Source organism: Amycolatopsis eburnea (assembly GCF_003937945.1).
In the GTDB taxonomy this organism is placed as follows: Bacteria; Actinomycetota; Actinomycetes; order Mycobacteriales; family Pseudonocardiaceae; genus Amycolatopsis; species Amycolatopsis eburnea.
The window spans coordinates 741,643-765,953 of sequence record NZ_RSEC01000060.1; the positions used below are offsets into that span (position 1 = coordinate 741,643).

Below are 24,311 nucleotides of genomic sequence, written 5' to 3' on the forward strand. Positions count from 1 at the left end.
CCCGTACTCCAGGGACGCACGCACTACCTGAACACGCGCAAGCACCCCGGCTCGCCCCGGCCGCCGTCAAGGCAGCCGGGGCGCCGGCATGTTTCAGGCAGCCGAGCCCAGATAGGGCTGCCAGAGCGGGTCGGCCTCTTTGGAATGGGCGAGCAGCCGCCAGTGCGGGCCGTGGGGCGCCCGCGGGACGACGCGCAGCCGCCAGCCGATCTCCGAGAGCAGCCGGTCCGCTTTGCGGTGGTTGCACTTGGCGCAGCAGGCGACGCAGTTCGTCCAGCTGTGCGGGCCGCCGCGGCTGCGCGGCTGGACGTGGTCGATCGTTTCGGCCCGTCCCCCGCAGTACGCGCAGCGGTACCGGTCGCGGTGCATCAGCCCGGCGCGGGTGAGCGGCACCTGCGCCCGGTACGGCACCCGCACGTACGTGCTGAGCCGGATCACCGAGGGCACCGGCAGCGACACCTTCGCCGAATGCAGCTCGATGCCGCCGGGGTCGCCGTGCACCACTTCCGCCTTGCCGCACATCACCAGCACCACGGCCCGCCGCAGCGGGAGCGCGGTCAGCGGCTCGAAAGTGGCGTTGAGCAGGAGCACCCGGCGCCGGCCCCAGGCCGGAACGGACGGATCCCGGCCTCTACTACGCTGTCCGGGCGGGCGGGTAACTCCCCCTGGGCGGCTCCCCGGCCCGGCCGGGACGGCTCCGCCGGATGCGGAACCCCCCGGATAGGCGCGCAGGACCACCTCTGGCGTCTCGTCGGCCGTGGCTTGGCCGGAGGCGCCGCGGGGGCTGGGTTGTCGGTCTGGCACTCGACCACCTCCAGGGGCGTAGGCATAGTCGACCACAGAACAGCCCCCCAGCGCACGTGTGTTACAAGACGTGTCACATCCGCGCGACCCAACATCCACTTGAAGTTGGGCAGACCGACCTGATCGGAAGGATGATCGAACTCCCGTGTCCCCCTTGCTCACCGCCGGACAGACACCGTGCATCCAGGACACCAGCACGTTCTGCTACCAGGTGTGGAAAGCCACGAACAACGAGTGGCTGGCCGGCTCGGCGAACTGGCTGCTCACGAAGCCGCTGAAGATCCTGATGATCCTGGTGATCGCGTTCGTGATCCGCCTGCTGCTCAGACGGCTGATCAACCGGGTCACCACGTTCCCGCGCTCCGGCGGCAAGCTGCCGGCCCTGCTGCGGCCCCTGCGCGAGCGCGCGCCCGAAGTGCTCGGTTCCGCGATCATCGAACGGCGGCGGCAGCGCGCCCAGACCATCGGCTCGGTGCTGAAGTCGATGGCCACGTTCCTGGTCTACGGCCTCGCGTTCATCCTCGTGCTGGGCGAACTGGGCCTGGACCTCGGCCCGATCATCGCCTCGGCGGGCATCATCGGCGTCGCGATCGGGTTCGGCGCGCAGAACCTCGTCAAGGACTTCCTGTCCGGCATCTTCATGATGGTCGAGGACCAGTACGGCGTCGGCGACGTCGTCGACATCGGCGAGGCGACCGGCACCGTCGAGGCGGTCGGCCTCCGGATCACCACGCTGCGCGACCTCAAGGGCACCGTCTGGTACGTCCGCAACGGCGAGGTGCTGCGCGTCGGCAACTCCAGCCAGGGCTTCGCGGTCGCGGTCGTCGACGTCCCCCTCGGCTACACCGCCGACGTCGAACGCGCGACCACCGTGCTGGCCGACGCGGCCGCCACCGCCACCGCGAGCGACGCGCTGAAGGACAACGTCCTCGAGCCGCCGGAGATGCTGGGTGTGGAAAGCGTCACACCGGAGGGCCTCCAGCTGCGCCTGACCGTGAAGGTGCGCCCGGGCAAGCAGTGGGCCGTCCAGCGCGCCCTCCGCGCGCAGCTGCTCGCGGCGCTGGAAGAGGCCGGGTTCGAGCCGCCGCTCGGCCGGCTGTTCCCGAGTGTGGCCCCGGCCGTCGAAAAGTAGCGCCGTTACGCTGGGAAGCGGGTTCGCGACCATCCGGAAGGAGCGGGACCGGGCGTCGGGAACCCGCACCCAGGAGGGCAAAATGGAAGGCGTGTCTGCAGTGAGCGAACCGGCGAACCTCTACGAAGCGGTCGGCGGCGAACCGACGTTCCGCCGCATCGTCGGGCGGTTCTACGAAGAGGTCGCGCGCGACGAGATCCTCCGCCCGCTCTACCCCGAGGAGGACCTCGGCCCGGCCGAGGAGCGCTTCCGGCTGTTCCTCATGCAGTACTGGGGCGGCCCGCACACCTACTCCGACCGGCGCGGGCACCCGCGGCTGCGGATGCGGCACGCGCCGTTCAAGATCGGGCCGATCGAGCGCGACGCCTGGCTGCGCTGCATCCGGATCGCCGTCGACGAGGAGAACCTGGAAGAGCCGTACCGCGGTCAGCTCTGGGCGTACCTGGAGATGGCCGCGCACAGCATGATGAACAGCTTCGTATGAGACAGGAAGCCTGGTGGCAGGACGCCGTCTTCTACCAGGTCTACGTGCGCTCGTTCGCCGACTCGGACGGTGACGGCGTCGGAGACCTGGAAGGCATCCACTCCAGGCTCGGTTACCTTGAGCTGCTGGGCGTGGACGCGCTGTGGCTGACGCCGTTCTACCGCTCCCCGATGGCCGACCACGGCTACGACATCGCCGACCCGCGCGACGTCGACCCGATGTTCGGCACCCTCGGCGACTTCGACGTCCTGCTGACCGAGGCGCACAAGCGTGGCATCAAGGTCACCGTGGACGTGGTCCCCAACCACACCAGCAACCAGCACGCCTGGTTCAAGTCCGCGATGGCGGCCGCGCCGGGCAGCCCCGAGCGCGACCGCTACATCTTCCGCGACGGCGTCGGGCCGACCGGCGAGGACCCGCCGAACAACTGGGTCAGCGCGTTCGGCGGCCCGGCCTGGACCCGGGTGCCCGACGGCCAGTGGTACCTGCACCTGTTCGCGCCGCAGCAGCCGGACCTGAACTGGGCCAACCCGGAGGTCGCCGCCGACCTCGAGCGCACGCTGCGGTTCTGGCTCGAACGCGGCGTCGACGGCTTCCGCATCGACGTCGCGCACGGCATGGCGAAGCCGCCCGGCCTGCCGGACATGGACCCGCGCGCCGACGCGCTCGGGCCCAGCCACTACTACGACCCGCGCTGGGACAACGACGGCGTCCACGAGATCCACCAGATGATCCGCAAGGTGCTCGACGAGTTCCCGGACGCGATGGCGGTCGGCGAGATCTGGGTGACCGACGAGGAACGCCTCTCCCGCTACCTGCGGCCCGACGAGCTGCACCTGGCGTTCAACTTCCGGCTGGTGCTGACCCACTTCGACGCCGACGCCATGCGCACGGCCATCGAGCGCTCCCTGACCGTCCCGGCGAAGGTCGGCGCGCCCGCGACCTGGACGCTGGGCAACCACGACGTCTGGCGCCAGGTCAGCCGCTACGGCGGCGGCGAGACCGGGGTCCGCCGCGCGCGGGCGATGGCGCTGGTGGAGCTGGCGCTGCCCGGCACGGTCTACCTGTACAACGGCGAGGAGCTGGGCCTGGCGAACGTCGAGCTGGCCCCGGCCGACATGGCCGACCCGCGCGCGAAGACGAGCGGCGCCGAGTTCGGCCGCGACGTCTCGCGCGTGCCGCTGCCGTGGGAGGGCGACCTCCCGCCGTTCGGGTTCTCGCGCAACCCGCGCACGTGGCTGCCGATGCCCGCGGAATGGGCCGGGCTGACGGTGGAGAAGCAGATCGAGGACGCGGACTCGACGCTTTCCCTGTACCGCCAGGCGATCGAGCTGCGGAAGACCCATCCGGCGTTCGGCGGCGACGAGCTGGAGTGGTACGGCGCGCCCGCGGGCTGTTTCGCGTTCCGGCGCCGCGGCGGCGGGCTGGTGTGCGCGCTCAACACGTCCGCGAGCCCGATCGCGTTGCCGCCGGGTGAGGTGCTGCTGTCGAGCAGTCCGCTGGTGGACGGGAAGCTGCCGGCGGACTCGGCAGCCTGGCTGATCTGAGGGAGCTGCCGTGCGGAAACTGGTCTACGGCATGAACTTGAGCCTGGACGGCTACACCACCGCGCCCGGGGGCGACATCGGCTGGAGCGAACCGAGCGACGAGCTGTTCGAGTGGTGGCTCGAGCGGGAGCAGGCGATCGACCTCTTCCTGTACGGGCGCAAGCTCTGGGAGACGATGGGCTCCCACTGGCCGACGGCCGACGAGCTGCCCGGCGCGACGCCGGCGGAGATCGCGTTCGCGCGGAACTGGCGGGACACGCCGAAGGTGCTGTTCACCTCGACGAAGGTCGACGAGACCCGCTGGAACACCCGCGTGGTGACCGGCGACGCGATCGCCGAGATCACCCGCCTCAAGGACGGCGACGGCGGGCCGATGCGGGTCGGCGGGCCGACGCTGGCCGTGGCGGCTCTGCGGGCCGGGCTGGTCGACGAGTACGAGATCGTCACCCACCGGTCGTCGTGGGTGGCGGCGCGCCGTTCTTCCCCGCGCTCGACAGCTGGGTGAACCTGAACCTGGTGGAGACGCGGACGTTCCCCGGCGGAGTGACCCTGGCCCGGTACGAACGGCGCTGACCGCTAGCGCCCCAATGTGGCCTTGGTTGCGTCAGACGCACCGAAGGCCGCCTTGGGTGCGTCTGACGCACCGAAGGCCACATTGGGGCGCTTGCCCCGACCCGTCGACGAACCGAACGGCGAGCGGGCTAGCCGCTCTGGTCGCCCGAGCCGTCGTCGAAGGCGCCGCTCGCCAGCCACGCCACCAGCGCGGCGGCCTGGAGGTAGGGCGCCGCTTGGGCGGCCGCCCGGCCCGCCGCACGCGTGCGGCCCCACCTCTCAGGTCTTTCGGCGCGCTCCGGCGCCTGCTCACCGGCCGGACGGTCCCGCCGCCACGGCGTCTCCTCGGCGCGCACGGCGTCGAGGAAGTCCGCGGTCGGGTCGTCCGGCGTCATGACTCCAGACTGCCACCGCCCGGCGAGAACGGTGGCAGTCGTAAGGAATCCGTCAGAACAGCAGCGGCAGCAGCGCGTGGCGGCGCCGGACGATCGCGCCGTAGCGCGCGTCCAGGCGCAGCCACGAGTCCGTCGCCGACACGCGGACGACGTCCTCGGTCCGGTCCGAGTCCACGAAACCCATGCCCGACATCGCGAACAGGCAGCGCATCTGGACCTTGACCTCCACCGCGTCGCCGGACACGGTGAGCACCGCCTGGTCCATCAGCGACGACGGCGGGGTGCCGTGCGGGCCCGCGTTGTCCCTGGCCAGCGTCACGCCCCGGTCGGCCAGCTCCGCGACGACCCGCGCCGGCAGCTCGTCGACCAGCGGCCAGCGGCCGGACGGCGGCAGTTCGCCGTGCCACAGCAGGTCACGGGCCGGGCCCGGGTCCATCCGCGGCCCACCCGCCACGGTCAGCGCGGCGAGCAGCTCGTTGCCGGACACCGTGACGTCGCCGGGGGTGACGTCCCCGGCCACCGCGCGCGTCGCGAAGCACTCGAACGGCGTCGCCGTCCAGGCCTCGACCACGCCGTCGCCGCGCTGGCGCAGCCGGACGGCCGTCTGACCGTCCAGCCGGACCGCGCGGGCGACGAAGGCGCCGAGGGTCTCCCGGTCCGCCGCGTCCGGCACGAACAACTCAGGCATCCGCGAACCCCTGCTTCAGAAACTCCGACTCGGGCGGGCTGAGCCTACGCGGCCGCAACGCGACCGTGTCGTACGGCGCCAGCACCGTCTCCGCGGTGACCGCCACCGGGTCGGTTTCGGCCGGCCCGGTGTGCACCCGGTAGGCCAGCGTGAAGCTGGCCGCCCGGAGTTCCGTGAGGTCGATGTCCACCCGCAGCTGCTGCCCGGAGACCACGATCGGCGCCTTGTAGGCCACTTCCAGCTTGACCACGACGATGCCCTTCGGCAGCTGGTCGAGCCCCGCCTCGACGGCGCCCTCGAACAGCAGCGGGATCCGCGCCTCTTCGAGCAGCGTCACCATCTTCGCGTGGTTGATGTGGCCGTAGACGTCCATGTCCGTCCAGCGCGGGCGGACGTGCGAAACGTAGGTCACCGCACCGTGCTCCGGATCTGCCGGGCCGCCACCGAGAGCGTCGCGAGGTCGAGCCGCCCGGAGTTGTGGATCTCCTCCAGCGCGACCCGCGCGCGCTGCAGGCGCGAGGAGTTCGTCTTCTCCCACTGGGCGATCTTGGCGTCCCCGGACGAGCCGGGATCGCTGTGCCGCAACGCGTCCAGCGTGATCGCCCGCAGCGAGCCGTAGACGTCGTCGCGCAGCGAGAGCCGGGCGAGGGCGTGCCAGCGGTTGCCGCGTTCCAGCGCGCTGATCTCGGTGAGCATCTTGTCGATGTCCAGGTGGTCCGAAAGCGCGTAGTACAGCTCCGCCGTCTCGGCCGGGCTGTGCGTGGCGTCCACGCCGATCTGCTGCTCGGCGAGCTCGGCCACCTCGGTGACGTCGAGCAGGCCGTAGGTGTGCAGCAGCAGCGACACCCGGCGCGCCAGCCCCTCGGGCACCTTCGCGGCGATCAGCTCGTCGACGTGCTTCTGCACCGACTCGGCCTCGCGGCCGCGCAGCAGGTCGCCGATCTTCGGGACCAGGTCGCCCAGCACGCGGCCGAAGCGCTTGATCTCCGACAGCAGCGCCAGCGGCTGCGGCCGGTTGGTGAGGAACCAGCGCGCGGCCCGGTCGAGCAGCCGCCGCGTCTCCAGCACCATCGCGTCGGCGACGTCGGTGTGCACGACGTTGTCCAGCGCGTCGATCTCCGCCCACAGCGACGGCAGGTCGAACACCTGCGTCACCACCGCGTACGCGCGCACCGCGTCGGTCGCGGTCGCGTTCATCTCCTCCATCAGCCGGTAGACGAAAGAGATGCCGCCGCCGTCGACCACCTCGTTGGCGACCAGCGTGGTGATGATCTGGCGCTTCAGCGGGTGCTCGCCGATGGCGTCCGGGAACCGCTCGCGCAGCGGCTTCGGGAAGTACTCGGGCAGCCGGGCCGCGAACACCTTCGAGTCGGGCAGGTCGCTGGCCAGCAGCTCGCCCTTCAGCTCCAGCTTGACGTGGGCCAGCAGTGTCGCCAGCTCCGGCGACGTCAGGCCCTTGCCCGCCTTCTCCAGCTCGCGGAACTCCGAGTTGCTCGGCAGCGCCTCGAGTTTCCGGTCGAACGCGCCCGCCGCCACCAGCGCCTGGACCTGCCGCTGGTGCACCGAAAGCATCGGCGCGGCGTGCGCCCGGCTGACGCCGAGGACGGCGTTCTGCCGGTAGTTGTCCGCCAGCACCAGCGCGCCGACCTCGTCGGTCATCTCCGCGAGCAGCTCGTTGCGCTGCGCCTCCTCGAGCTTCCCGGTCTGCACCAGGTGGTCGAGCAGGATCTTGATGTTGACCTCGTGGTCCGAGCAGTCGACACCGGCCGAGTTGTCCAGCGCGTCGGTGTTGATCTTGCCGCCGTTGCGCGCGAACTCGATCCGGCCGAGCTGGGTGAGGCCCAGGTTGCCGCCTTCGCCGAACACCTTGACGCGCAGCTGCTTGCCGTCGACGCGGATGGCGTCGTTGGCCTTGTCCCCCGCGGCCAGGTGGGTCTCGGTCTCCGCCTTGACGTAGGTGCCGATGCCGCCGTTCCACAGCAGCTCGACCGGCGCCAGCAGGATCGCCTGGATCAGGTCCATCGGCGCCAGCGCGGTGACGCCCTCGTCGAGGCCGAGTGCCGTGCGGACCTGCGGGCTGATCGGGATCGACTTCGCCGTGCGCGGGTAGATCCCGCCGCCCTCGCTGATCAGCGAGCGGTCGTAGTCGTCCCACGAGCTGCGCGGGAGGTCGAACAGCCGGCGCCGCTCGGCGAACGACGCGGCGGCGTCCGGGTCCGGGTCGAGGAAGACGTGCATGTGGTTGAACGCCGCGACCAGCCGGATGTGCTCGGACAGCAGCATGCCGTTGCCGAAGACGTCGCCCATCATGTCGCCGATGCCGACGACGGTGAAGTCCTCGGTCTGGGTGTCCTTGCCCAGCTCGCGGAAGTGCCGCTTGACGCTCTCCCAGGCACCCTTCGCCGTGATGCCCATGGCCTTGTGGTCGTAGCCGACCGAGCCGCCGGAGGCGAACGCGTCACCCAGCCAGAAGCCGTACTGCGCGGAGACCTCGTTCGCGATGTCGGAGAACTTCGCCGTGCCCTTGTCGGCCGCGACGACCAGGTAGGAGTCGTCGGGGTCGTGCCGGACGACGCCCGGCGCGGGCACGGTCTTGCCCTCGATCCGGTTGTCGGTCAGGTCGAGCAGGCCGGAGATGAACATCCGGTAGCAGGCGATGCCCTCGTTGAGCTGGGCGTCGCGGTCGATGCTCGCGTCCCCGGTCGCGGCCGGCGGCGTCTTCACGACGAAGCCGCCCTTCGCGCCGACCGGCACGATCACCGCGTTCTTCACCGCCTGCGCCTTGACCAGGCCGAGGATCTCGGTGCGGAAGTCCTCGCGCCGGTCCGACCAGCGCAGGCCACCGCGCGCGACCTCGCCGAAGCGCAGGTGCACGCCCTCGACGCGCGGCGAGTACACGAAGATCTCGAACTTGGGCCGCGGCTCGGGCAGCTCGGGCACGCCGGCCGGGTCGAGCTTGATCGCCAGGTACGGCCGCGGCTTCCCGGCGGTGTCGGTGACGTGGTAGTTCGTCCGCAGGGTGGCCCGGATGACGGCCATCAGGCGGCGCAGGATCCGGTCCTCGTCGAGGCTGGTGACCTCGTCGATCATCGAGCCGAGCTCGCCGGCCAGCGCTTCGGTGGCCGCTTCGCGGTCGGTCTCGCCCAGCTGCGGGTCGAACCGGGCCTCGAACAGCCGCAGCAGCTTCGTGGCGACCTGGGTGTGGTTCAGCAGCGTGTTCTGGATGTAGTCCTGGGAGAACGCGCTGCCGGCCTGGCGCAGGTACCGCGAGTACGCGCGCAGCACGGCCACCTGGCGCCAGGTGAGCCCGGCCCGCAGGACGAGCCCGTTGAGGCCGTCGACCTCGGCGTCGCCCCGCCACGCGGCCTCGAAGGCGTCCTGGAAGCGGTCGCGCAGCTCGGTGATCGCCGCGGCGTCGGTCTTCGCGATGACCTTCTGGTCGATGCGCAGGCCGAAGTCGTAGATCCAGCACGCGCCGCCGTCCTCGCGGTGCAGCTCGTACGGCCGCTCGTCGACGACCTCGACGCCCATCGCCTGCAGCACCGGCAGCACCTTGGACAGCGTCACGCCCTCGCCGCGCAGGTAGAGCTTGAAGCGCCGCTCGCCGGGCTCGGCGTTCGCCGGCAGGTAGAACGACAGCGCGAGGTCGCCCTCGTCGGTCAGCGAGTCGAGGGCGCGGAGGTCGCCCAGCGCCTCTTCGGCGGTGAAGTCCTCCTTGTAGCCCTCGGGGAACACGCTCGCGTAGCGCTGGCCCTGCTCGGTGGCCGACTCCTCGCCGACGATCCCGACCGCGACCCCGCCGTCCGACCGCTCGCGGCGCTCGTCGAGCACCGCCTCGACCATCCGGTCGTCCCAGCTGCGGACCGCGGCGTTGAGCCGCTCCTGGATCCGCTGCGTGTCCGGCTCCAGGCGGCGCGCGGGATCGGTGTGCACCATGAAGTGCACCTGCGCCAGCACGGTTTCCCCGATCCGGGCGCTGTACTCGAGCTGGGTGCCTTCGAGTTCCTCGAGCAGGACTTCCTGCATGGCCAGCCGCGACCGCGTGGTGTAGCGGTCCTGCGGGAGGTAGACGAGGCAGGAGTAGAAGCGGCCGTAGGGGTCGCGGCGCAGGAACAGCCGCAGCCGCCGCCGGTCGGACAGCGTGATCGCGCCGGTCGTCGTCGCGTAGAGGGAGTCGGTGTCGGCGGAGAACAGGTCGGCCCGCGGCCAGTTCTGCAGGACTTCGAGCATCCGCTGGCCGGAGAAGGACTCCATCGGGAAGCCGGCGCGGTGGATGACCTCGCGGACCCGCTTGCACACCACCGGGATGTCGAGGACGTTCTCGTGCAGCGCCGTGGTGGTGAACATGCCGAGGAAGCGGTGCTCGCCGGTGACGGTGCCCTCGGCGTCGAACGTCTTCACGCCGACGTAGTAGGGGTAGACCGGCCGGTGCACGGTCGAGGGCGCGCTCGCCTGGGTCAGCACCAGCAGCGTCGGCGCGAGCGCGGTGGCGGCGGTGTCCGGGCCGGCGGTGAGGCCGCGGGCGGCGAGGCTGTCCTGGCGCAGCACGCCGAGACCGGAGGCCAGGACCGCGCGCAGGGCGGGGTCGTCGGATTCCGGGTGCGGGTTGTCGACCAGCTCGTAGCGGCGGTAGCCGAGGAAGGTGAAGTGGCCGTCGGCCAGCCAGCGCAGCAGCCGCGCGCCCTCGGCCACCTCGGCCTGGGGCAGCTTCGGCGGGTCGGTCTCCAGCTCACTCGCCAGGTCGCAGGCGGTCTGGGCCATCTTCTCGGCGTCTTCGACGACCTCGCGGACGTCGCCCAGCACGCTCGAGAGCCGGTTGTCGAGCTCGCGCGCGCGGTTGCGGTCGGTGACGAAGTCGATCTCGATGTACATCCACGACTCGGCGGCCGAGTTCGCGGGCGGCTCGGCCGGGTCGGCGTCGGGGTGGACTTCGAGCAGCTCACCGGTCAGGTCGCGGGTGACGACGACGATCGGGTGGACGATCCGCTGCACCTGCACCCCGTCGCGCGCGAACTCGGCGGCGATCGAGTCGACCAGGTACGGCATGTCGTCGGTGACGACCTGCACGACGGTGGCCTCGCGAGCCCACCCGTCCTCGGCGACGGTCGGGTTCAGCAGCCGCACGGCCGGGCGGCCGGGCATCCGGTGCTTCGCCAGCTGCAGGTGCGAGCGCACCGCCCCGACGAGGTTCACGGCCTCGTCGCCGACGATCTCCTCGGCCGGGATGTGCCGGTAGTACAGCCGGATGAGCTCACCGATCTCCGGCGCCAGCCCCGCGGCGGCGTCGATCAGGTCGTCCCTGATCTGCTCCGGGCTGGCCGGGGCGCGCTGGCCGAACTCGGGTTCGGTTTCCGCGCCGGTTCCGGATGGGGACGAGACTCCGGTCGAGCTCATTTGAGACAACTCTCCAGTTTGCGTGAGGTGGCACCGCGCCGGCTCGTCGTTGAGCCGGACCCACCCCACACTAATGCGCCGGGCCGCGGTGCCACACGAAGACCCGGAGGTTGGTCCGAGCGGAAAAACCCTTTCGGGCCAGCGGATTCGCGGTATCGGTAAAGCTACCGGCGGGTTGTGTCCAGCGGGCTCGCGCGGCGCTGACCAGCCACGCTGGAGGGCGGTCCGGGGGTCGTGATCGGTTCAGCTACCGGGGTGCGGCACCGCTCGGCGAACGTTGTCGGCCGGTCGGCGACCTCTGGCGGGGGCGGATCCCGTGGCGGTGGGGGCCGGGACAGGTCGGCGACGAAACGGGACGTCTCGGCGACCGGGGCGGGATCGGCCGGAACGCTCCCGCGGCCTGGCGGGATGTCATGAAAGGGTCGTTCATGGCGTCTGGCGTCATGAACGGGTCGTTCATGGCATCGGTGCCGCCGCGCGGAGGTCTTGAATGAGTCATTCAGGGCGTCTGCGGTCCTGAATGACTCATTCAAGACACCGGCGGAGGCGGCCAGGCGGGATCAGCCGGCCGAGCCCGTGGCGGCGGGGTCAGTCGCCCGAGCCGTGGCGGCGGGAGTCCGGCACCTCGGCGCCGTGGCCGTTGCGGCCGTGGCCGTTGCGACGCCCGGTGTCCTCGGAGCCCAGCTGCTTCACCAGCGCGGCCGCGCTCGCGGTGCCCGCCTGGTGTTCGGCCAGTGCGCGGGCGAGGAGGTCGGCGAGGCCGGCGTCCGGCGGGGGCTCGTCCTCCGCGATGGCGCGGGCGTAGCTCTCCGGGAAGGGCGCCGTCGCCGGGGTCCAGTGGCCGAAGTCCTCCATCGGCTCCAGCGACGGGGGCATCCGCAGCCGCGGCAGCCAGGGCTCGGCCTCGTCCCGGTAGTCCGGCGCGGACGGCGGCTGGTCCTCCGGACGCGGCGGCGGCGCGAGTTGCGGCTCGGGACGTTCGTCGGCGCGGGCGGTGTCGGCGTCCTCCGCACGGCGACGGCCTCCGGCGCCCCCGGACGACGAGATGCCCAGGCGGTCCAGCACCGACCGCGCGGCGACGGACCCGTGTTCGGAGTCGTGCCGGGTCGAGGGCTGCGGTTCCCGCCGCGACCGCGGCTCGGGCTCCCGCTCGGCGGCGGGCTCCGGAGCGAGCGGCAGCGCGGGCGTGACGCGCGTGGGCGCCGACTCCCGCTCGGCCGCGGTCTCCTTCAGCCGGGCTTCGGCCAGCGCGGCCCAGGAGAACTTCGTCTTCCCGCCCGCCGCGGGCTCGGCCGCCTCGACGGGTTCCGGCCGCGCCTCGACCGGCACCGGCTCGGACCTCCGCCGCCCCTCGGACGACTCCGGCCGCGCCTCCGCTTCACGCTCGACCCGTACCGGCTCCGACCGACGCCCACCCTCGAACGACTCGACCGGCTCCGCTCCCCGGGCACGATCCGACCGCGCCTCCACTTCCCGGGCACGCTCCGACCACACCTCAACCGGCTCCGGGGCACGTTCCAGCCGCACCTCAACCGGCTCCGGCCGCAGCTCCACGTCCCGCACAGGCTCCGACCGCACCCCAACCGGATCCGGCCGCAGCTCCACGTCCCGCGCACGCTCCGACCGCACCTCAGTCGGCTCCGGCCGCAACTCCACGTCCCGGGCACGCTCCGACCGCACCCCAACCGGCTCCGGCCGCGACACCACCTCCGGGGCACGCTCCGACCGCACCTCAGTCGGCTCCGGCCGCGACGCCACTTCCGCAGCACGCTCCGGTCGCACCTCAACGCGCTCAACCCGCGCCGGCCGGAACTCAGGCTCGCGCTCCACCGCCGCCGGCACCTCACGCCCACGCTTGGGCACCGCACGCGCCACAGACCGCGACTCCGCCGACCGCACCTCGATCGGCTCCACCCGAGACGCCGCCGGCTCCGCACGCCGCTCCACCACAACCGGCTCCGGCCGGGCGGGCTCGTCACGGATCGCCGGCATCACCATCGTCTCGGCCGCGTCCGCCGTCACCCGCGGCCGTTCGAACGACCACCCGGGCGACGCCTTCTCCTCGCGGCCGAACGACCAAGCAGGCGCCGGGGCCGACGGCTCGACCGCCGGAACCGGCCGCGAAGGCACCGCCTTCAACACCTCGTCGAGGTCCACCGAAGCCGGCTCGCCGGTCCCGAACTCGCCCGCCAGCACGCTGCACGCCTGCCGCCGGGCCCGCGCGTGGAGCTGCTCGGCCGCGCGCGAGCGGTACAGGCACGCGATGGCCTCCTCGGCCCGGCCGAACCGCTCCTCCAGCTGGGCCAGCTCGAGCCACAGCCGCGCGGTGACCGCCGGGAGACCGTGCCGTTCGGTGCTCGCCACGGCTTCGCGGACCAGCTCGATCGCCGCCTCGCCCGAACCGGCGGGCAGGTGGACGCGGGTCGCCACGGCCAGCCGGAGCCAGCCCATCGGGGCGACGCCCGCCGCGCGCACCGGCTCGGCCAGCACCGGCTCGGCGATCTCGTACGCCATTTCCGTGTCGCCGCGGTCGAGCAGTGTGCTGACCAGCAGCAGCACCAGCCGGATGCGGACGAGGCCGCCGTCGTCGGCCGGGTTGTCGAGCTTCTCCAGGAAGCCAAGGCCGGTGCGGGCCGCGTCGGCCGCGGCCGTCAGGTCGCCGTGGCGGCGGCGGTGCGCCGCCGTGCCGACGCGCAGCAGCGCGCGGACCAGCAGCTGGGTGTCGGCGCCCGCCGACCCGTCACCGAGGACGAGCTTGTCCGCCTCGACGAGCACCCGGTCCAGCTCGGCCTTCCGCCCCAGCAGGCCGAGGCAGCCGACCAGGTGGCACAACGCGGCGGCGCGGTGCACCGGAGAGACCACCGGATCGGTCAGCACCGGCCGCAGCGCGGCGAGGCCGGTCAGCGGCACGCCCAGGCTGCGGGCGCACACGGCGAGGTCGATGCGCAGCCGGGCGGCGATGTCGCCGTAGCCGGCGTGCTCGGCCGCGCGCAGGGCCGCGACCGCCCGCCCGACCGTCGCCGGCCGCATCCCGAGCCGGACGCGCGAGGACACGACCAGGCTCTCCGCCCGGATCCACTGCTCGTCGGCGCCGGCGGCCTCCGACAGCGCGGCCGCGCGCTCGCCGAGGACGAGCGCGAGCTCCGGCGCACGCAGGTGCAGCGCGTCCGCGCGTTCGATCAGCCGGCCGACTGCGGAGAGGGTTCCCCCGGCGTGGCCGGAGCGCCCGCCCTCCGGGGAGAGCGGGGCCGTCCGGTGCGCTTTGCTGGCCTCCACGGGGAAACCCGCCCCCTCAGTCGCGGGTCAGCTTGCGGTGGGTGACACGGTGCGGGCGGGCGGCTTCGGCGCCCATCCGCTCCACCTTGTTCTTCTCGTACCCCTCGAAGTTGCCCTCGAACCAGAACCACTTGGCGGGGTCCTCGTCCGTGCCCTCCCAGGCCAGGATGTGCGTCGCGACCCGGTCGAGGAACCACCGGTCGTGCGAGATCACGACGGCGCAGCCGGGGAACTGCTCCAGCGCGTTCTCCAGCGAGCCCAGGGTTTCGACGTCCAGGTCGTTCGTCGGCTCGTCCAGCAGGATCAGGTTCCCGCCCTGCTTGAGCGTCAGCGCCAGGTTGAGCCGGTTGCGCTCACCACCGGAGAGCACGCCCGCCGGCTTCTGCTGGTCCGGGCCCTTGAAGCCGAACGCGCTGACGTACGCGCGCGACGGCATTTCGGTCTGGCCGACGTGGATGTAGTCCAGCTCGTCGGAAACGACCTGCCACACGGTCTTCTTCGGGTCGATGCCGCCGCGGTTCTGGTCCACATAGGACAGCTTGACCGTCTCGCCGATCTTGACGACGCCGTTGTCCGGCTCCTCGAGCCCGACGATCGTCTTGAACAGCGTGGTCTTGCCGACGCCGTTCGGGCCGATCACGCCGACGATGCCGTTGCGCGGCAGGTTGAACGACAGGCCGTCGATGAGGACGCGGCCGTCGAAGCCCTTCTGCAGCTTCTCGACCTCGACCACGACGTTGCCCAGCCGCGGGCCCGGCGGGATCTGGATCTCTTCGAAGTCGAGCTTGCGGTGCTTGTCCGCCTCCGCCGCCATCTCTTCGTACCGGTCGAGGCGCGAGCGCGACTTCGTCTGGCGCGCCTTCGCGTTGGACCGCACCCACTCGAGCTCGGTCTTCAGCCGCTTGGCGAGCTTCGCGTCCTTCTTGCCCTGGACCTCGAGGCGCTCGCGCTTCTTCTCCAGGTACGTCGAGTAGTTGCCCTCGTAGCCGACGACGCGGCCGCGGTCCAGCTCCATGATCCACTGGGCCACGTTGTCGAGGAAGTACCGGTCGTGGGTGACGGCGAGGACAGCGCCGGCGTAGCGGGCCAGGAACTGCTCCAGCCACAGGACGCTCTCGGCGTCCAGGTGGTTGGTGGGCTCGTCGAGCAGCAGCAGGTCGGGCGCCGACAGCAGCAGCTTGCACAGCGCGACGCGGCGGCGCTCACCACCGGAGAGGTGGGAGACGCCTTCGTCCGGCGGCGGGCAGCGCAGCGCGTCCATGGCCTGCTCGACGGTCGAGTCGAGCTCCCAGGCGTCGGCGTGGTCCAGCTCCTCCTGGAGCTGCCCCATCTCTTCCATCAGCTCGTCGGTGTACTCGGTCTCCATGAGCTTGAGGACCTCGTTGTACCGGTCGAGCTTGACCTTGACCTCGCCCAGGCCCTCTTCGACGTTCTCGCGGACCGTCTTGTCCTCGTTGAGCTCCGGCTCCTGCATGAGGATGCCCACGGAAGCTCCGGGCTGGAGGAACGCCTCGCCGTTGCTGGCCTGCTCGATCCCCGCCATGATCTTGAGAACGGTGGACTTACCGGCACCGTTCGGCCCGACCACGCCGATCTTGGCGCCGGGGTAGAACGCGGTGCTGACGTCGTCGAGGATGACCTTGTCCCCGACGGTCTTGCGCACCTTCTTCATGGTGTAGATGAACTCGGCCATACCCACGATCGTAGAGCGCGCCTGATCGCGTCTCGACGCCGGTCACCACCGGACTACCGAAAGTCAGGCCGGGATCACCGGAAGCGCTGTTTTCCGGCACCCGGACCAGCCCTCAACCTCAACTGGACCCCGAGGGTCGCTTGCCCTCCGCCAGGTTCTTGAGCATCGCGTTGTAGGCGTTCAGCTCTTCGTCGCCGGTGGCCGCTTCGCGCCGGTCACGTCGCTTCGCCTCGCGCTCGTCCTGGCGCGACCACTGCACCAGCAGCGCGATCAGCACCAGCAGCACCGGGACCTCGCCGGCGGCCCAGGCGATGCCGCCGCCGAGCCGCTGGTCGGCGAGCAGGTCGGTCACCCACGGCAGGTGCAGCTGGCTGTAGAACGCCTGCCCGATGACGGTCTGCTTGCTCATCAGGATCACGCCGAAGAACGCGTGGAACGGCATCGCGGCGAACATCATGCCGAGCCGCCCGAGGTACGGGATCCGCCGCGGCGCCGGGTCGACGCCGATCACCGGCCAGTAGAAGACGTACCCGGCGAGCAGGAAGTGCCCGTTCATCACCAGGTGCGCCCAGTGGTAGTTCAGCGCGTTGTCGAACAGGCCGGAGAAGTACAGCGCGTAGAACGAGCCGACGAACAGCAGCAGCGCGACCACCGGGTGGGTGAGGAACCGCGACACCGGGGAGTGCACGAAGGCGACGAGCCACTCGCGCGGCCCCGGCGGGTTGTCCTTGCCCGCGGCGGGCAGCGCGCGCAGGGCGAGCGTCACCGGGCCGCCGAGCACGAACAGCACCGGCGCCACCATCGACAGCAGCATGTGGTTGCCCATGTGGACGCTGAACATCGCGGGCGCGTACCGGCCGATGCCGGACGACGTCGCGATGAGCAGCACCACGCAGCCGCTGATCCAGGCGACCGTGCGGCCGACCGGCCAGCTGTCGCCCCGGCGCAGCAGCCGCCGCACCCCCGCCAGGTAGAGCCCGCCCATGACCAGCGCCAGGACGCCGTAGACGAGGTCGAAGCGGGTGTCGAAGAGCAGCCGCCACAGCGCCGGCGGGCCGTCGAGGTCGTAGCCGATCAGCAGCTCGGTGGTGGAGGGCTGGGTGATCGCGTCCGCCGGCGGCGGCGTCCGCGCGAGCCCGGACGCGATCCCGATCGTCACGAACATGATCACGATCTCGACCGACGCGAGGCGCAGCAGCTGCGCGCCGCCCTTGCCGTCCACGAGGTTCGCGACGCCCTTTTCGCGCTGCTGGTGGCCGAACACCCCGAGCAGCAGCAGCGCGACCGTCTTGGCCACGACCAGCAGGCCGTAGTCGGTGGTGAAGAGGTCGTTCAGGCCGATCCGGACCAGCGCGTTGACCACGCCGGAAAGCAGCATGACGATCCAGCAGATCAGCGCCAGCCGCGAGAACCGCCGCGCGGCCAGGCTCAGGTGGTTCCCGCGCCGGTAGCCCAGCGCCAGCAGCGCGATCAGCCCGCCGACCCACAGCGCCGCGGCGACCAGGTGGAACAGCAGGCTGTTGGTGGCGACGTCGTGCGAGCCGCCGCTGGCGGAGTGCCCGGTGACCGCGACCGGGACCAGGCCGGCGACGGCGAGCGCGAACAGCACCGCCGTCCAGCCCCAGGTGAGCGCGAGCCGGCAGCCGAGCGCGACGAGGACGGCGATCAGCGCCGTCCACAGCCAGGCCTTCGGCTGCTCGATGGCGCCGACGAGGTCGAGCAGCGTCTGCGGGTCCAGGATGTCGCCGAACGGCTTCCCGGCGGTGTCGGCGGCGGTGAAGGCGACCGACAGCAGCGCGGCGGCGAACCAGACCCACGCGGCGATCCCCGCCGCGCGCAGGGCGCCGTAGCCCTCCGGACCGAGCGTGCCGGACTGCTGCGGCGGCACCAGGAACGCGGCGAGCAGCAGCGACCCGACGCAGATCACCGACGCGGACTCCGACAGCACGCGCACGACCGTGACGCCGTACTGCGTGACCAGGCCCGGGTCGGGCAGGCCGGCGATGACGTACCCGGCTCCGCCGGTGAGGGCGATCAGCCCGACCGCGACCACCGCGGCGAGCAGCACGCCGACCGAGAGCAGGGGCAGCACACTCGCCCGGCGCTGCGTGGGGACGTCGGGTTCCTTCACGGACTGCTCGGACACGCCCCTGAGGGTATGCCCGCCCCGGTCAGGCCGGTGTGACGGGCAGGATGGGCGCGTGAAGATGATCCTGCTGCGGCACGCCGAGTCGCTCGGCAACGTCGACGAACTCGCCTACACGCGGATCCCCGACCACGCCCTGCCGCTGACCGCGAAGGGCGAGCGGGAAGCGCGCGCGGCGGGTCCGGAGATCGCCCGGCTGCTCGACGGTGAGCGGCCCGCCGTCTACGTCAGCCCGTACCTGCGCACGCGGGAAACGTTGCGGCTGCTGGACATCCGGGCGTCGTGCGAGCGGCTGCTGCAGGAGCCGCGGCTGCGCGAGCAGGACTGGGGCAACCTCCAGGACCCGGCCGACCAGGAGGTCCAGAAGGCGCGGCGCAACGAGTTCGGGCACTTCTTCTACCGGCTGCCCTTCGGCGAGTCGGGCGCGGACGTCGACGACCGCGTCGCGGCGTTCCTCTCGGACCTGCGCCTGCGCGACGAAAGTCACCCCGAGACGGTGCTGATCGTGTCGCACGGGCTCACGCTGCGGCTGCTGTGCCGCCGCCTCTTCGGCTGGAGCATCGAGCTGTTCGAGTCGCTGTCCAACCCCGGGACCTGCGAATACCGCGTGCTCGAGGAACAAGACGGCAAGTGGTCGCTGGACCGCCCGTTCGCCCAGTGGCGCGACTCACCCGACGGGGAAACGCAGCTCTAGCGGCGCGGTCAGCACGACGCGGGTGCCCTGCCCGGGCGCCGAATCGATGCGCGCGGCGCCGCCGATCTCGGCCAGGCGCGCGTGGATCGAGTTGTCGATGCCGAACCCGGCGCGGCGGGCACCGGGGTCGAAGCCCGTCCCGTGGTCGCGCACGGACACCGTGACAACGCCTTCGCGCTCTTCGAGGCAGACGACGGCTCTCGCGGTTTTCGCGTGCTTCAGGGTGTTTCGCAGTGCTTCGCGGGTGGCGTCGTGCAGCGCGTTGACGACGGCTTCGGGCACGTCGGCGGGCTTCGCGAGCACGACGAGGTCGATGCGCAGGCCGTCCGCCGTCATCTCGACGGCCAGCGCGCCGAGGCGGTGTTCGAGCCCGCCCGGCTCGGCGGGCGCGTCACCGTCGAGGCTCAGCCGCAGGCGCAGCGCGTGCGCGCGGGCGGTGCGCCGGACCTGGTCGAGGCTGCCGACGGGGTCGAGGGCGTCACCGGGCGCCGGCAGGGCGAGGGACTCCATCACCTGCAGCACGGTGTCGTGGACGTCGCGGCGGTGCCGCTCGCGCTCGGCGGCCCGGCCGCGCTGCTCCCCCAGCCGGTGCGCGAACCGCATCGACCCGGCGACCAGCAGCACGATCGCCAGCGCCGTGACGACGGCCGCGAGCAGCGCGAGCAGGATCCACGTCGCCGGCGCGGACGTGCCGGAGACGGCGGCCGTGCCGTAGCGCAGCAGCACGGCACCGGCGATCGCCGCGGCGCCGGCGGGCGCGCCGCGCAGCAGGGTCCAGACCATGACCGTGCCGATGATGTTCGGCCAGGTCAGCGCCAGCAGACCGGGCGCGAACGCCGCCGCGGCCAGGCTGGTGACGAGCGTGTACGCGGTATCGGCGAGGAGCACCGGCCGGATGCCGGTGGCGCGGCGGAAGACCCAGGCCACCTCGAGGAGGTTCGGCACCAGGAAGAACGCCACGGCGAGCCAGAGCACCGACGCGGTGCGCCCGCCGTCGGCCCACAGGGCCTGGAGGAACAAGGCCAGCCGGAACACGACCGGCACCAGCACGAGCCGCGGAACGACGCCCTGCACCAGCGAAAGCGCACCCCACCGACCGCTCCCGCCGGCGAGCGCCCCCGCTCCGCCGAGCAGCACAACCCTCACGACGTCCTCCCCGGACCGGGGCCCCTACCCCGATCAGCCGACCTGAAATGGAAGCGTCGCCGCATTCATCTCAGTTTACCGACGGGGTCAGCTTGCCCCCACCGGTTCGGCACTGTCAACGGGTGCCGCCAGGGCCCGCCTGCGTCCTGAATGAGTCATTCAGGTCCCCGGAGGTCCTGAATGACTCATTCAAGACCTTTGCCGTCTCGACGGCGGGCAATCGAGGAGAGGAGCGATCCCCATGCCGCGAGCCATGATTTATCCATGAGTCCGGGGGTGCGCCTCCCAGCTGAGACCCAGCGGAAGGCACCCGGCTCGATGGGAGAACCGCACAACAGGTCCTCCTGCGAGGAGCCCCGGGTACGCCTCCACCGCTGCGATCCAGCGGCCGCGGCACCCGGCTCGGGACGAGAACCAGTGGAACGGGGAAGGGGGCCGGCGGGTGACGCACACGATGACGTCCCGCCGGAGCCCCCGGAACCTGCCGCCGGTGTTCTGGTGGATCTGGATCAGCCTCCTGGTCAACTGGGCCGGCGCCTTCACCCGGCCCGTGCTCGCGCTGTCGCTGACGGCCGGGCACGGGTACCCGGTGTCCTACGCCGGGTACGTCATCGCCCTGATCGGGCTGGGTGGCGTGCTCGGCACCGTGGCCGGCGGCGTGCTCGCCGACCGGCTGGGCCGGCGGCCGACCCTGCTGCTGGCGCACGCCGTCACCGCGGTGGCGATGGTCGCGCTCGGCACGGCGAGCGGACGCTGGCAGCTCGAAGTGGCGGCCTTCGCCGTCGGCGCCGGGTCCGTGGCGGCCCGGCCGGCGATGAACGCCGCGCTCGCCGACGTCGTCCCGCCCGCCGACCGGCCGGCCGCCTTCGCGCTGAACTACTGGGCGGTCAACGTCGGCGTCGCGGTGTCCGCCGCGCTGACCGGCGTGGTGGTCGGCTTCGGCTACCCGGCCGCGTTCGTCGCCGACGCCGCCGCGACCGCGTTGTGCGCGCTCGTCGTGCTGCTGAAGGTGCCCGAAACGCGGCCGCCGGGCCCGCCGCGGGCCCGTGCCACCCGGCCGCCGCTGCGGTTCGACCGGCGCTTCGCCGTCTTCCTGCTCGCCACCTTCGCGATCGGCTGCGTCTACGAGCAGAGCGCGACGACGCTGCCGGTCGTCATGGTCGGCGCCGGGCTCACCGCCGGGGCGTTCGGCCTCGTGCAGGCCCTGAACGGGCTGCTCATCGCGGTCCTGCAGATCCCGCTGACCCGCTGGGCGCGGCGGCACCCGCGACGCCCCGTCCTGGTGGTCAGCGCCCTGCTGATCGGGTGGGGCTTCGGGCTCAACCTGTTCGCCGAAGGGCTGTTCGGGTACGCCGTCGTCGCCCTGGTCTGGACCGTCGGGGAGATCCTGCAGATGCCCGTCGGCAGCGCCGTGGCCGCGGACCGCGCGCCCGGCACGCAGCGCGGCCGGTACGCGGCCCGCTACACCGGCGCGTGGTCGGCCGCGGCCCTGCTCGGGCCCGCCGGCGGCGGCTGGCTGCTCGACCGCGCGGGCCCCGCGGCGGTCTGGCTGGCCTGCGCCGGGCTCGGCGCGCTGGCCGCCGCGGGGTTCGCGTTCGGTACCAAGCTTCCGCGCGAGGTGGGCGCCTCGGACGCGCGGAACGGGGAGCGATCCCCGGCACCCGCCACCGGAACCGGTGGTGGGCCGTCAAGGGAAAGGGTAACGCCATGAAGCAGGAGCAGTTCTCCACCGAGACCGCCCCGGAAGCCCTGGTCGTCAACACCTGCGTCGCGGCGAGCCTCGTCGTGAACACGTGCGTGGCCGCGAGCCTGACCGTCAACACGTGCGTCGCGGCGTACCTGCCGGAGCGCTGATGACCGCTGTGCGCGAAGGGCTGCCCGGCCGGAGCGGTGAGCGCCGCTCCGCGCCGGGCCCCGGCCCGATCGTCACGCGGCTGCGGTCCTTCGCCGGCCTCGAAGGCACCCCGGACGCCCTGCACCTCGCGGTGGCCGACATCCGCCAGATGGGCCTCCCCTGGCAGGCCGACCCGCAGGGCTTCGGCACGTCGTGGGACGACCCGGCGCACGCGCGCGTGTCCGCCTGGGGCGAAGCGGTGGAGCGGTACTGCGCGACCTGGCCACCCCAGGACCTCGTCCACGGCAGCCACGACGACCTCGTCGCACGCGGGCTGACGGCGCTGTCCCCCGCGCGCCTCGCCCTCTACTCACCCGGCCAGTACGCCACCCCCGGGTTCCCGTTCACGCCGTTCACCGGCTCGTCGCCGGTCCACTGGGTCCGCGCGACGTCCCTCGGCGGCGGCGTCGTCCACGTCCCGGCGTTCCTGGTCCACACCGGCTGGCCCCACGTGCCGAAGGCGGTCGAGGAGCCGCTCCACGCGTTCCCGGCGATCGGCGGCACAGCCGCGGGTGAAACCCTCGAAGCCGCGATCCGCTCCGGGTTGCAGGAAATCGTCGAACACGACGCCTCGGCGGTCTGGTGGCTCAACGGCGCGCCCCAGCCCACCCTGGCCCCGACCCCGCGCCTGGCTTCCCTCGGTGGCGACGCCCGCTTCTGGTCGATCGGAAACGCGTTCGGCGTCCCGGTGATCGCGGCGGCGGTGCGGTCGCCCGAGGGCTGGCTGACGGTCGGCACGGCGATGCGCCCCGACCCGGAGGAGGCGGCGCTGAAGGCGCTGGCGGAGGCGTACACGCTGCAGATCACCTGCCGGACGCTCGACAACCCGGAGGCGATGACCGGCGACCGCCCTGGCCCCCTGCGGCCGTGGCGGGCGGAGCGCGACTACACCGACCTCTACGGTCCGGCCGACCTGGTGGAGCTGCTGTGCCACCAGCAGTACCACCTGGATCCGCGAGCCGGCGACGCCGCGCTGGCCTGGGCTTCGGGCGGTTCTGCCCTCGATTGGGGGGCGATCCCACGGCCGGTGGACGACTCGCTCGACGCCCTCCACGCCCGCGTCGCGGCGGCCGGGCACGAGGTGCTGTACGTCGACCTGACCACGCCGGAAGCCGCGGCGGAGGGAGCCCGGGTGGTGCGGGTCCTGGTGCCGGGCACGGTCGGCACGGCGCCGGCGGCGTACCCGCCGCTGGGGCTGCGGCGGGTCCAGGACCTCGGGGTGCGGCTGGGCTGGCACGCGGAGCCGTTGGCCGAGGAAGACCTCAACCGCGCCCCGATGCCGCACGGCTGACGCCGGCCCGCGCCTCCTCCCGCCGCCGCGACCGCCGCGCCGCCACCGCCGACGGCAGGATCAGCGCCGCGACCAGCCCGACGAACAGGAACGCCGCCCCGTACCCGACCGCCTGCGCGATGCCCCCGATGATCGGCGGCCCGGCCAGGAACCCGGTGTACGCGAGCGCCGACACGAACCCGATCTCGCGCTCCCCGCCCGTACCGTCACCACGCTTCCCGGCATCCCCGGCGAGGCTCAACGCGAGCGGGAACGACGCCGCGAGACCCGCTCCGGCCAGCGCGAAGCCGACGTACGCGACCGCCGCGACCGGGATCGTGGCCGTCGCGAGGAAGCCGGCCGTGGCCAGTGCCGCGCCCGCGACCAGGGTGCGGGTCGGCCCGAACCGCCGGTGCACCCAGGGGCCCACCAGCCGGGTCAGCGCCATGACCAGCTGGAACCCGGCGAACGCCAGCGCCGCCGCGCCCGGTCCGGCGCCGCGCTCGGCGGTCATCAGCAGCGCGGACCAGTCCGCCGCCGCGCCCTCGGCGACGGCCGAGCACAGCGCGACCGCCGCGAGCAGCCACAGCACCGGACGGCGGATCGGCGCCCGGTGACCGGTGACCACCGCGGCGGCGTGCTCGGGGCGGCTTCCCGGGACCGCTCGGAGCACGGGCAGCAGCACCACGACGGCGAAGACGGCCGCCGTGGTGAGGTGGCGCGCGGGCGACCAGCCGTGTCCCGCGGCGAGCCCAGCGGCCAGCGAACCCGCGAGCGCACCGACGCTGAACCCCGCGTGGAACACCGGCATGAGCGCCCGCCCCGTGCGACGTTCGACGGCCACCGCGGCGACGTTCATCGCGACGTCGAGCATCCCGACGCTCGCGCCGACCACGAACAGCGCCCCGGCCAGGAGCGGGACGCCCGGGGCGAACCCGATCAGCACCAGCGCGACGGCGGCCAGGCCGGTGCTCCCCGCCACGACCGCCCTGGCCCCGAAGCGTTCGACGACCCGCCCGGCCGCCGAGGCGGCCACGAGCATGCCGACGCTGGCGCCGAGCAGCGCGAGCCCGAAGACGCCGGGTGAAGCGTGCACCTGGGCGGCCAGCGCGGGCGTGCGCGTCGCCCACGAGCCGATCGCCAGTCCGTTGAGGGCGAACACGGTGAACACCGCGATCCGATCCCGCATGGTTCCC

Annotated in this window: 17 protein-coding genes and 1 pseudogene; 8 read left to right on the forward strand and 10 right to left on the reverse strand. The window is 72.5% G+C overall.

Annotation, left to right across the window (positions count from 1 at the left end; genetic code table 11):
* Positions 1-93 precede the first annotated feature (93 nt).
* Positions 94-591 (reverse strand): HNH endonuclease, encoded by a 498-nt coding sequence (locus EIY87_RS38725; protein WP_125314879.1) that lies wholly within the window; start codon positions 589-591, stop codon positions 94-96.
* Positions 592-949: 358 nt separating this feature from the next.
* On the opposite strand from EIY87_RS38725, the gene EIY87_RS38730 reads away from it, so the two are divergent.
* The 4 genes and pseudogenes from EIY87_RS38730 (at position 950) to EIY87_RS38745 (ending at position 4,540) form a co-directional block, all read left to right on the forward strand.
* A complete protein-coding gene (locus EIY87_RS38730) occupies positions 950-1,936 on the forward strand; it encodes a mechanosensitive ion channel family protein (protein ID WP_191984420.1) in 987 nt (328 codons plus the stop codon).
* Positions 1,937-2,036: 100 nt separating this feature from the next.
* Complete coding sequence (locus tag EIY87_RS38735; RefSeq protein WP_086862933.1) at positions 2,037-2,420, forward strand: globin; 384 nt, start codon at positions 2,037-2,039, stop codon at positions 2,418-2,420.
* Positions 2,417-3,967, forward strand: coding sequence for a glycoside hydrolase family 13 protein (locus EIY87_RS38740; protein ID WP_125314880.1), 1,551 nt, complete (start codon positions 2,417-2,419; stop codon positions 3,965-3,967). Before EIY87_RS38735 ends, EIY87_RS38740 begins: the two co-directional genes overlap by 4 nt.
* Positions 3,968-3,977: 10 nt before the next feature.
* A pseudogene (locus EIY87_RS38745) lies at positions 3,978-4,540 on the forward strand (dihydrofolate reductase family protein).
* Positions 4,541-4,668: 128 nt separating this feature from the next.
* Here EIY87_RS38745 and EIY87_RS38750 read toward each other — a convergent pair.
* The 7 genes from EIY87_RS38750 to EIY87_RS38780 form a co-directional block, all read right to left on the reverse strand.
* Positions 4,669-4,914 (reverse strand): hypothetical protein, encoded by a 246-nt coding sequence (locus tag EIY87_RS38750; protein ID WP_125314881.1) that lies wholly within the window; start codon positions 4,912-4,914, stop codon positions 4,669-4,671.
* Between the two features lie 52 nt (positions 4,915-4,966).
* Positions 4,967-5,602 carry a hypothetical protein gene (locus EIY87_RS38755; RefSeq protein ID WP_125314882.1) on the reverse strand — a complete coding sequence of 212 codons (636 nt, stop codon included), beginning with the start codon at positions 5,600-5,602 and terminating at the stop codon, positions 4,967-4,969.
* The gene (locus EIY87_RS38760) at positions 5,595-6,014 is read right to left on the reverse strand and encodes an acyl-CoA thioesterase (protein WP_125314883.1); all 420 of its coding nucleotides are present in this window, start codon (positions 6,012-6,014) and stop codon (positions 5,595-5,597) included. The genes EIY87_RS38755 and EIY87_RS38760 overlap by 8 nt, the downstream gene beginning before the upstream one ends.
* A complete protein-coding gene (locus EIY87_RS38765) occupies positions 6,011-10,996 on the reverse strand; it encodes an NAD-glutamate dehydrogenase (protein ID WP_125314884.1) in 4,986 nt (1,661 codons plus the stop codon). Before EIY87_RS38765 ends, EIY87_RS38760 begins: the two co-directional genes overlap by 4 nt.
* 588 nt (positions 10,997-11,584) lie before the next feature.
* Positions 11,585-14,272 carry a hypothetical protein gene (locus EIY87_RS38770; RefSeq protein ID WP_125314885.1) on the reverse strand — a complete coding sequence of 896 codons (2,688 nt, stop codon included), beginning with the start codon at positions 14,270-14,272 and terminating at the stop codon, positions 11,585-11,587.
* Between the two features lie 16 nt (positions 14,273-14,288).
* The gene (ettA, locus tag EIY87_RS38775) at positions 14,289-15,965 is read right to left on the reverse strand and encodes an energy-dependent translational throttle protein EttA (RefSeq protein ID WP_125314886.1); all 1,677 of its coding nucleotides are present in this window, start codon (positions 15,963-15,965) and stop codon (positions 14,289-14,291) included.
* A gap of 118 nt (positions 15,966-16,083) precedes the next feature.
* Positions 16,084-18,111 carry a cytochrome c oxidase assembly protein gene (locus tag EIY87_RS38780; protein WP_225440314.1) on the reverse strand — a complete coding sequence of 676 codons (2,028 nt, stop codon included), beginning with the start codon at positions 18,109-18,111 and terminating at the stop codon, positions 16,084-16,086.
* A gap of 55 nt (positions 18,112-18,166) precedes the next feature.
* On the opposite strand from EIY87_RS38780, the gene EIY87_RS38785 reads away from it, so the two are divergent.
* Complete coding sequence (locus tag EIY87_RS38785; RefSeq protein WP_125314887.1) at positions 18,167-18,805, forward strand: phosphoglycerate mutase family protein; 639 nt, start codon at positions 18,167-18,169, stop codon at positions 18,803-18,805.
* Here the strand turns inward: EIY87_RS38785 and EIY87_RS38790 are convergent.
* Entirely contained in the window at positions 18,779-19,942 is a 1,164-nt protein-coding gene (locus EIY87_RS38790; RefSeq protein ID WP_191984435.1) for a sensor histidine kinase, read from the reverse strand. The genes EIY87_RS38785 and EIY87_RS38790 overlap by 27 nt on opposite strands.
* A 451-nt stretch (positions 19,943-20,393) precedes the next feature.
* On the opposite strand from EIY87_RS38790, the gene EIY87_RS38795 reads away from it, so the two are divergent.
* From EIY87_RS38795 to EIY87_RS38800, 3 genes are read left to right on the forward strand one after another with little or no spacing between them, the layout of a single operon-like run.
* The gene (locus EIY87_RS38795) at positions 20,394-21,662 is read left to right on the forward strand and encodes an MDR family MFS transporter (RefSeq protein ID WP_125314888.1); all 1,269 of its coding nucleotides are present in this window, start codon (positions 20,394-20,396) and stop codon (positions 21,660-21,662) included.
* Entirely contained in the window at positions 21,659-21,805 is a 147-nt protein-coding gene (locus EIY87_RS47890; protein ID WP_158641441.1) for a hypothetical protein, read from the forward strand. The genes EIY87_RS38795 and EIY87_RS47890 overlap by 4 nt, the downstream gene beginning before the upstream one ends.
* Positions 21,805-23,136, forward strand: a complete 1,332-nt coding sequence (locus EIY87_RS38800; RefSeq protein WP_125314889.1) for a YcaO-like family protein — start codon at positions 21,805-21,807, stop codon at positions 23,134-23,136. The genes EIY87_RS47890 and EIY87_RS38800 overlap by 1 nt, the downstream gene beginning before the upstream one ends.
* Here EIY87_RS38800 and EIY87_RS38805 read toward each other — a convergent pair.
* A complete protein-coding gene (locus EIY87_RS38805) occupies positions 23,108-24,304 on the reverse strand; it encodes an MFS transporter (RefSeq protein WP_125314890.1) in 1,197 nt (398 codons plus the stop codon). The two genes, EIY87_RS38800 and EIY87_RS38805, sit on opposite strands and share 29 nt — an antisense overlap.
* Positions 24,305-24,311 lie beyond the last annotated feature (7 nt).

Excerpts from the sequence above, each read along its gene's own strand:
- EIY87_RS38740 (WP_125314880.1), top strand. The coding sequence starts at position 2,417 with ATGAGACAGGAAGCCTGGTGGCAGGACGCCGTCTTCTACCAGGTCTAC.
- EIY87_RS38750 (WP_125314881.1), bottom strand. The coding sequence starts at position 4,914 with ATGACGCCGGACGACCCGACCGCGGACTTCCTCGACGCCGTGCGCGCC.
- EIY87_RS38755 (WP_125314882.1), bottom strand. The coding sequence starts at position 5,602 with ATGCCTGAGTTGTTCGTGCCGGACGCGGCGGACCGGGAGACCCTCGGC.
- EIY87_RS38765 (WP_125314884.1), bottom strand. The coding sequence starts at position 10,996 with ATGAGCTCGACCGGAGTCTCGTCCCCATCCGGAACCGGCGCGGAAACC.
- ettA (WP_125314886.1), bottom strand. The coding sequence starts at position 15,965 with ATGGCCGAGTTCATCTACACCATGAAGAAGGTGCGCAAGACCGTCGGG.
- EIY87_RS47890 (WP_158641441.1), top strand. The coding sequence starts at position 21,659 with ATGAAGCAGGAGCAGTTCTCCACCGAGACCGCCCCGGAAGCCCTGGTC.
- EIY87_RS38800 (WP_125314889.1), top strand. The coding sequence starts at position 21,805 with ATGACCGCTGTGCGCGAAGGGCTGCCCGGCCGGAGCGGTGAGCGCCGC.
- EIY87_RS38805 (WP_125314890.1), bottom strand. The coding sequence starts at position 24,304 with ATGCGGGATCGGATCGCGGTGTTCACCGTGTTCGCCCTCAACGGACTG.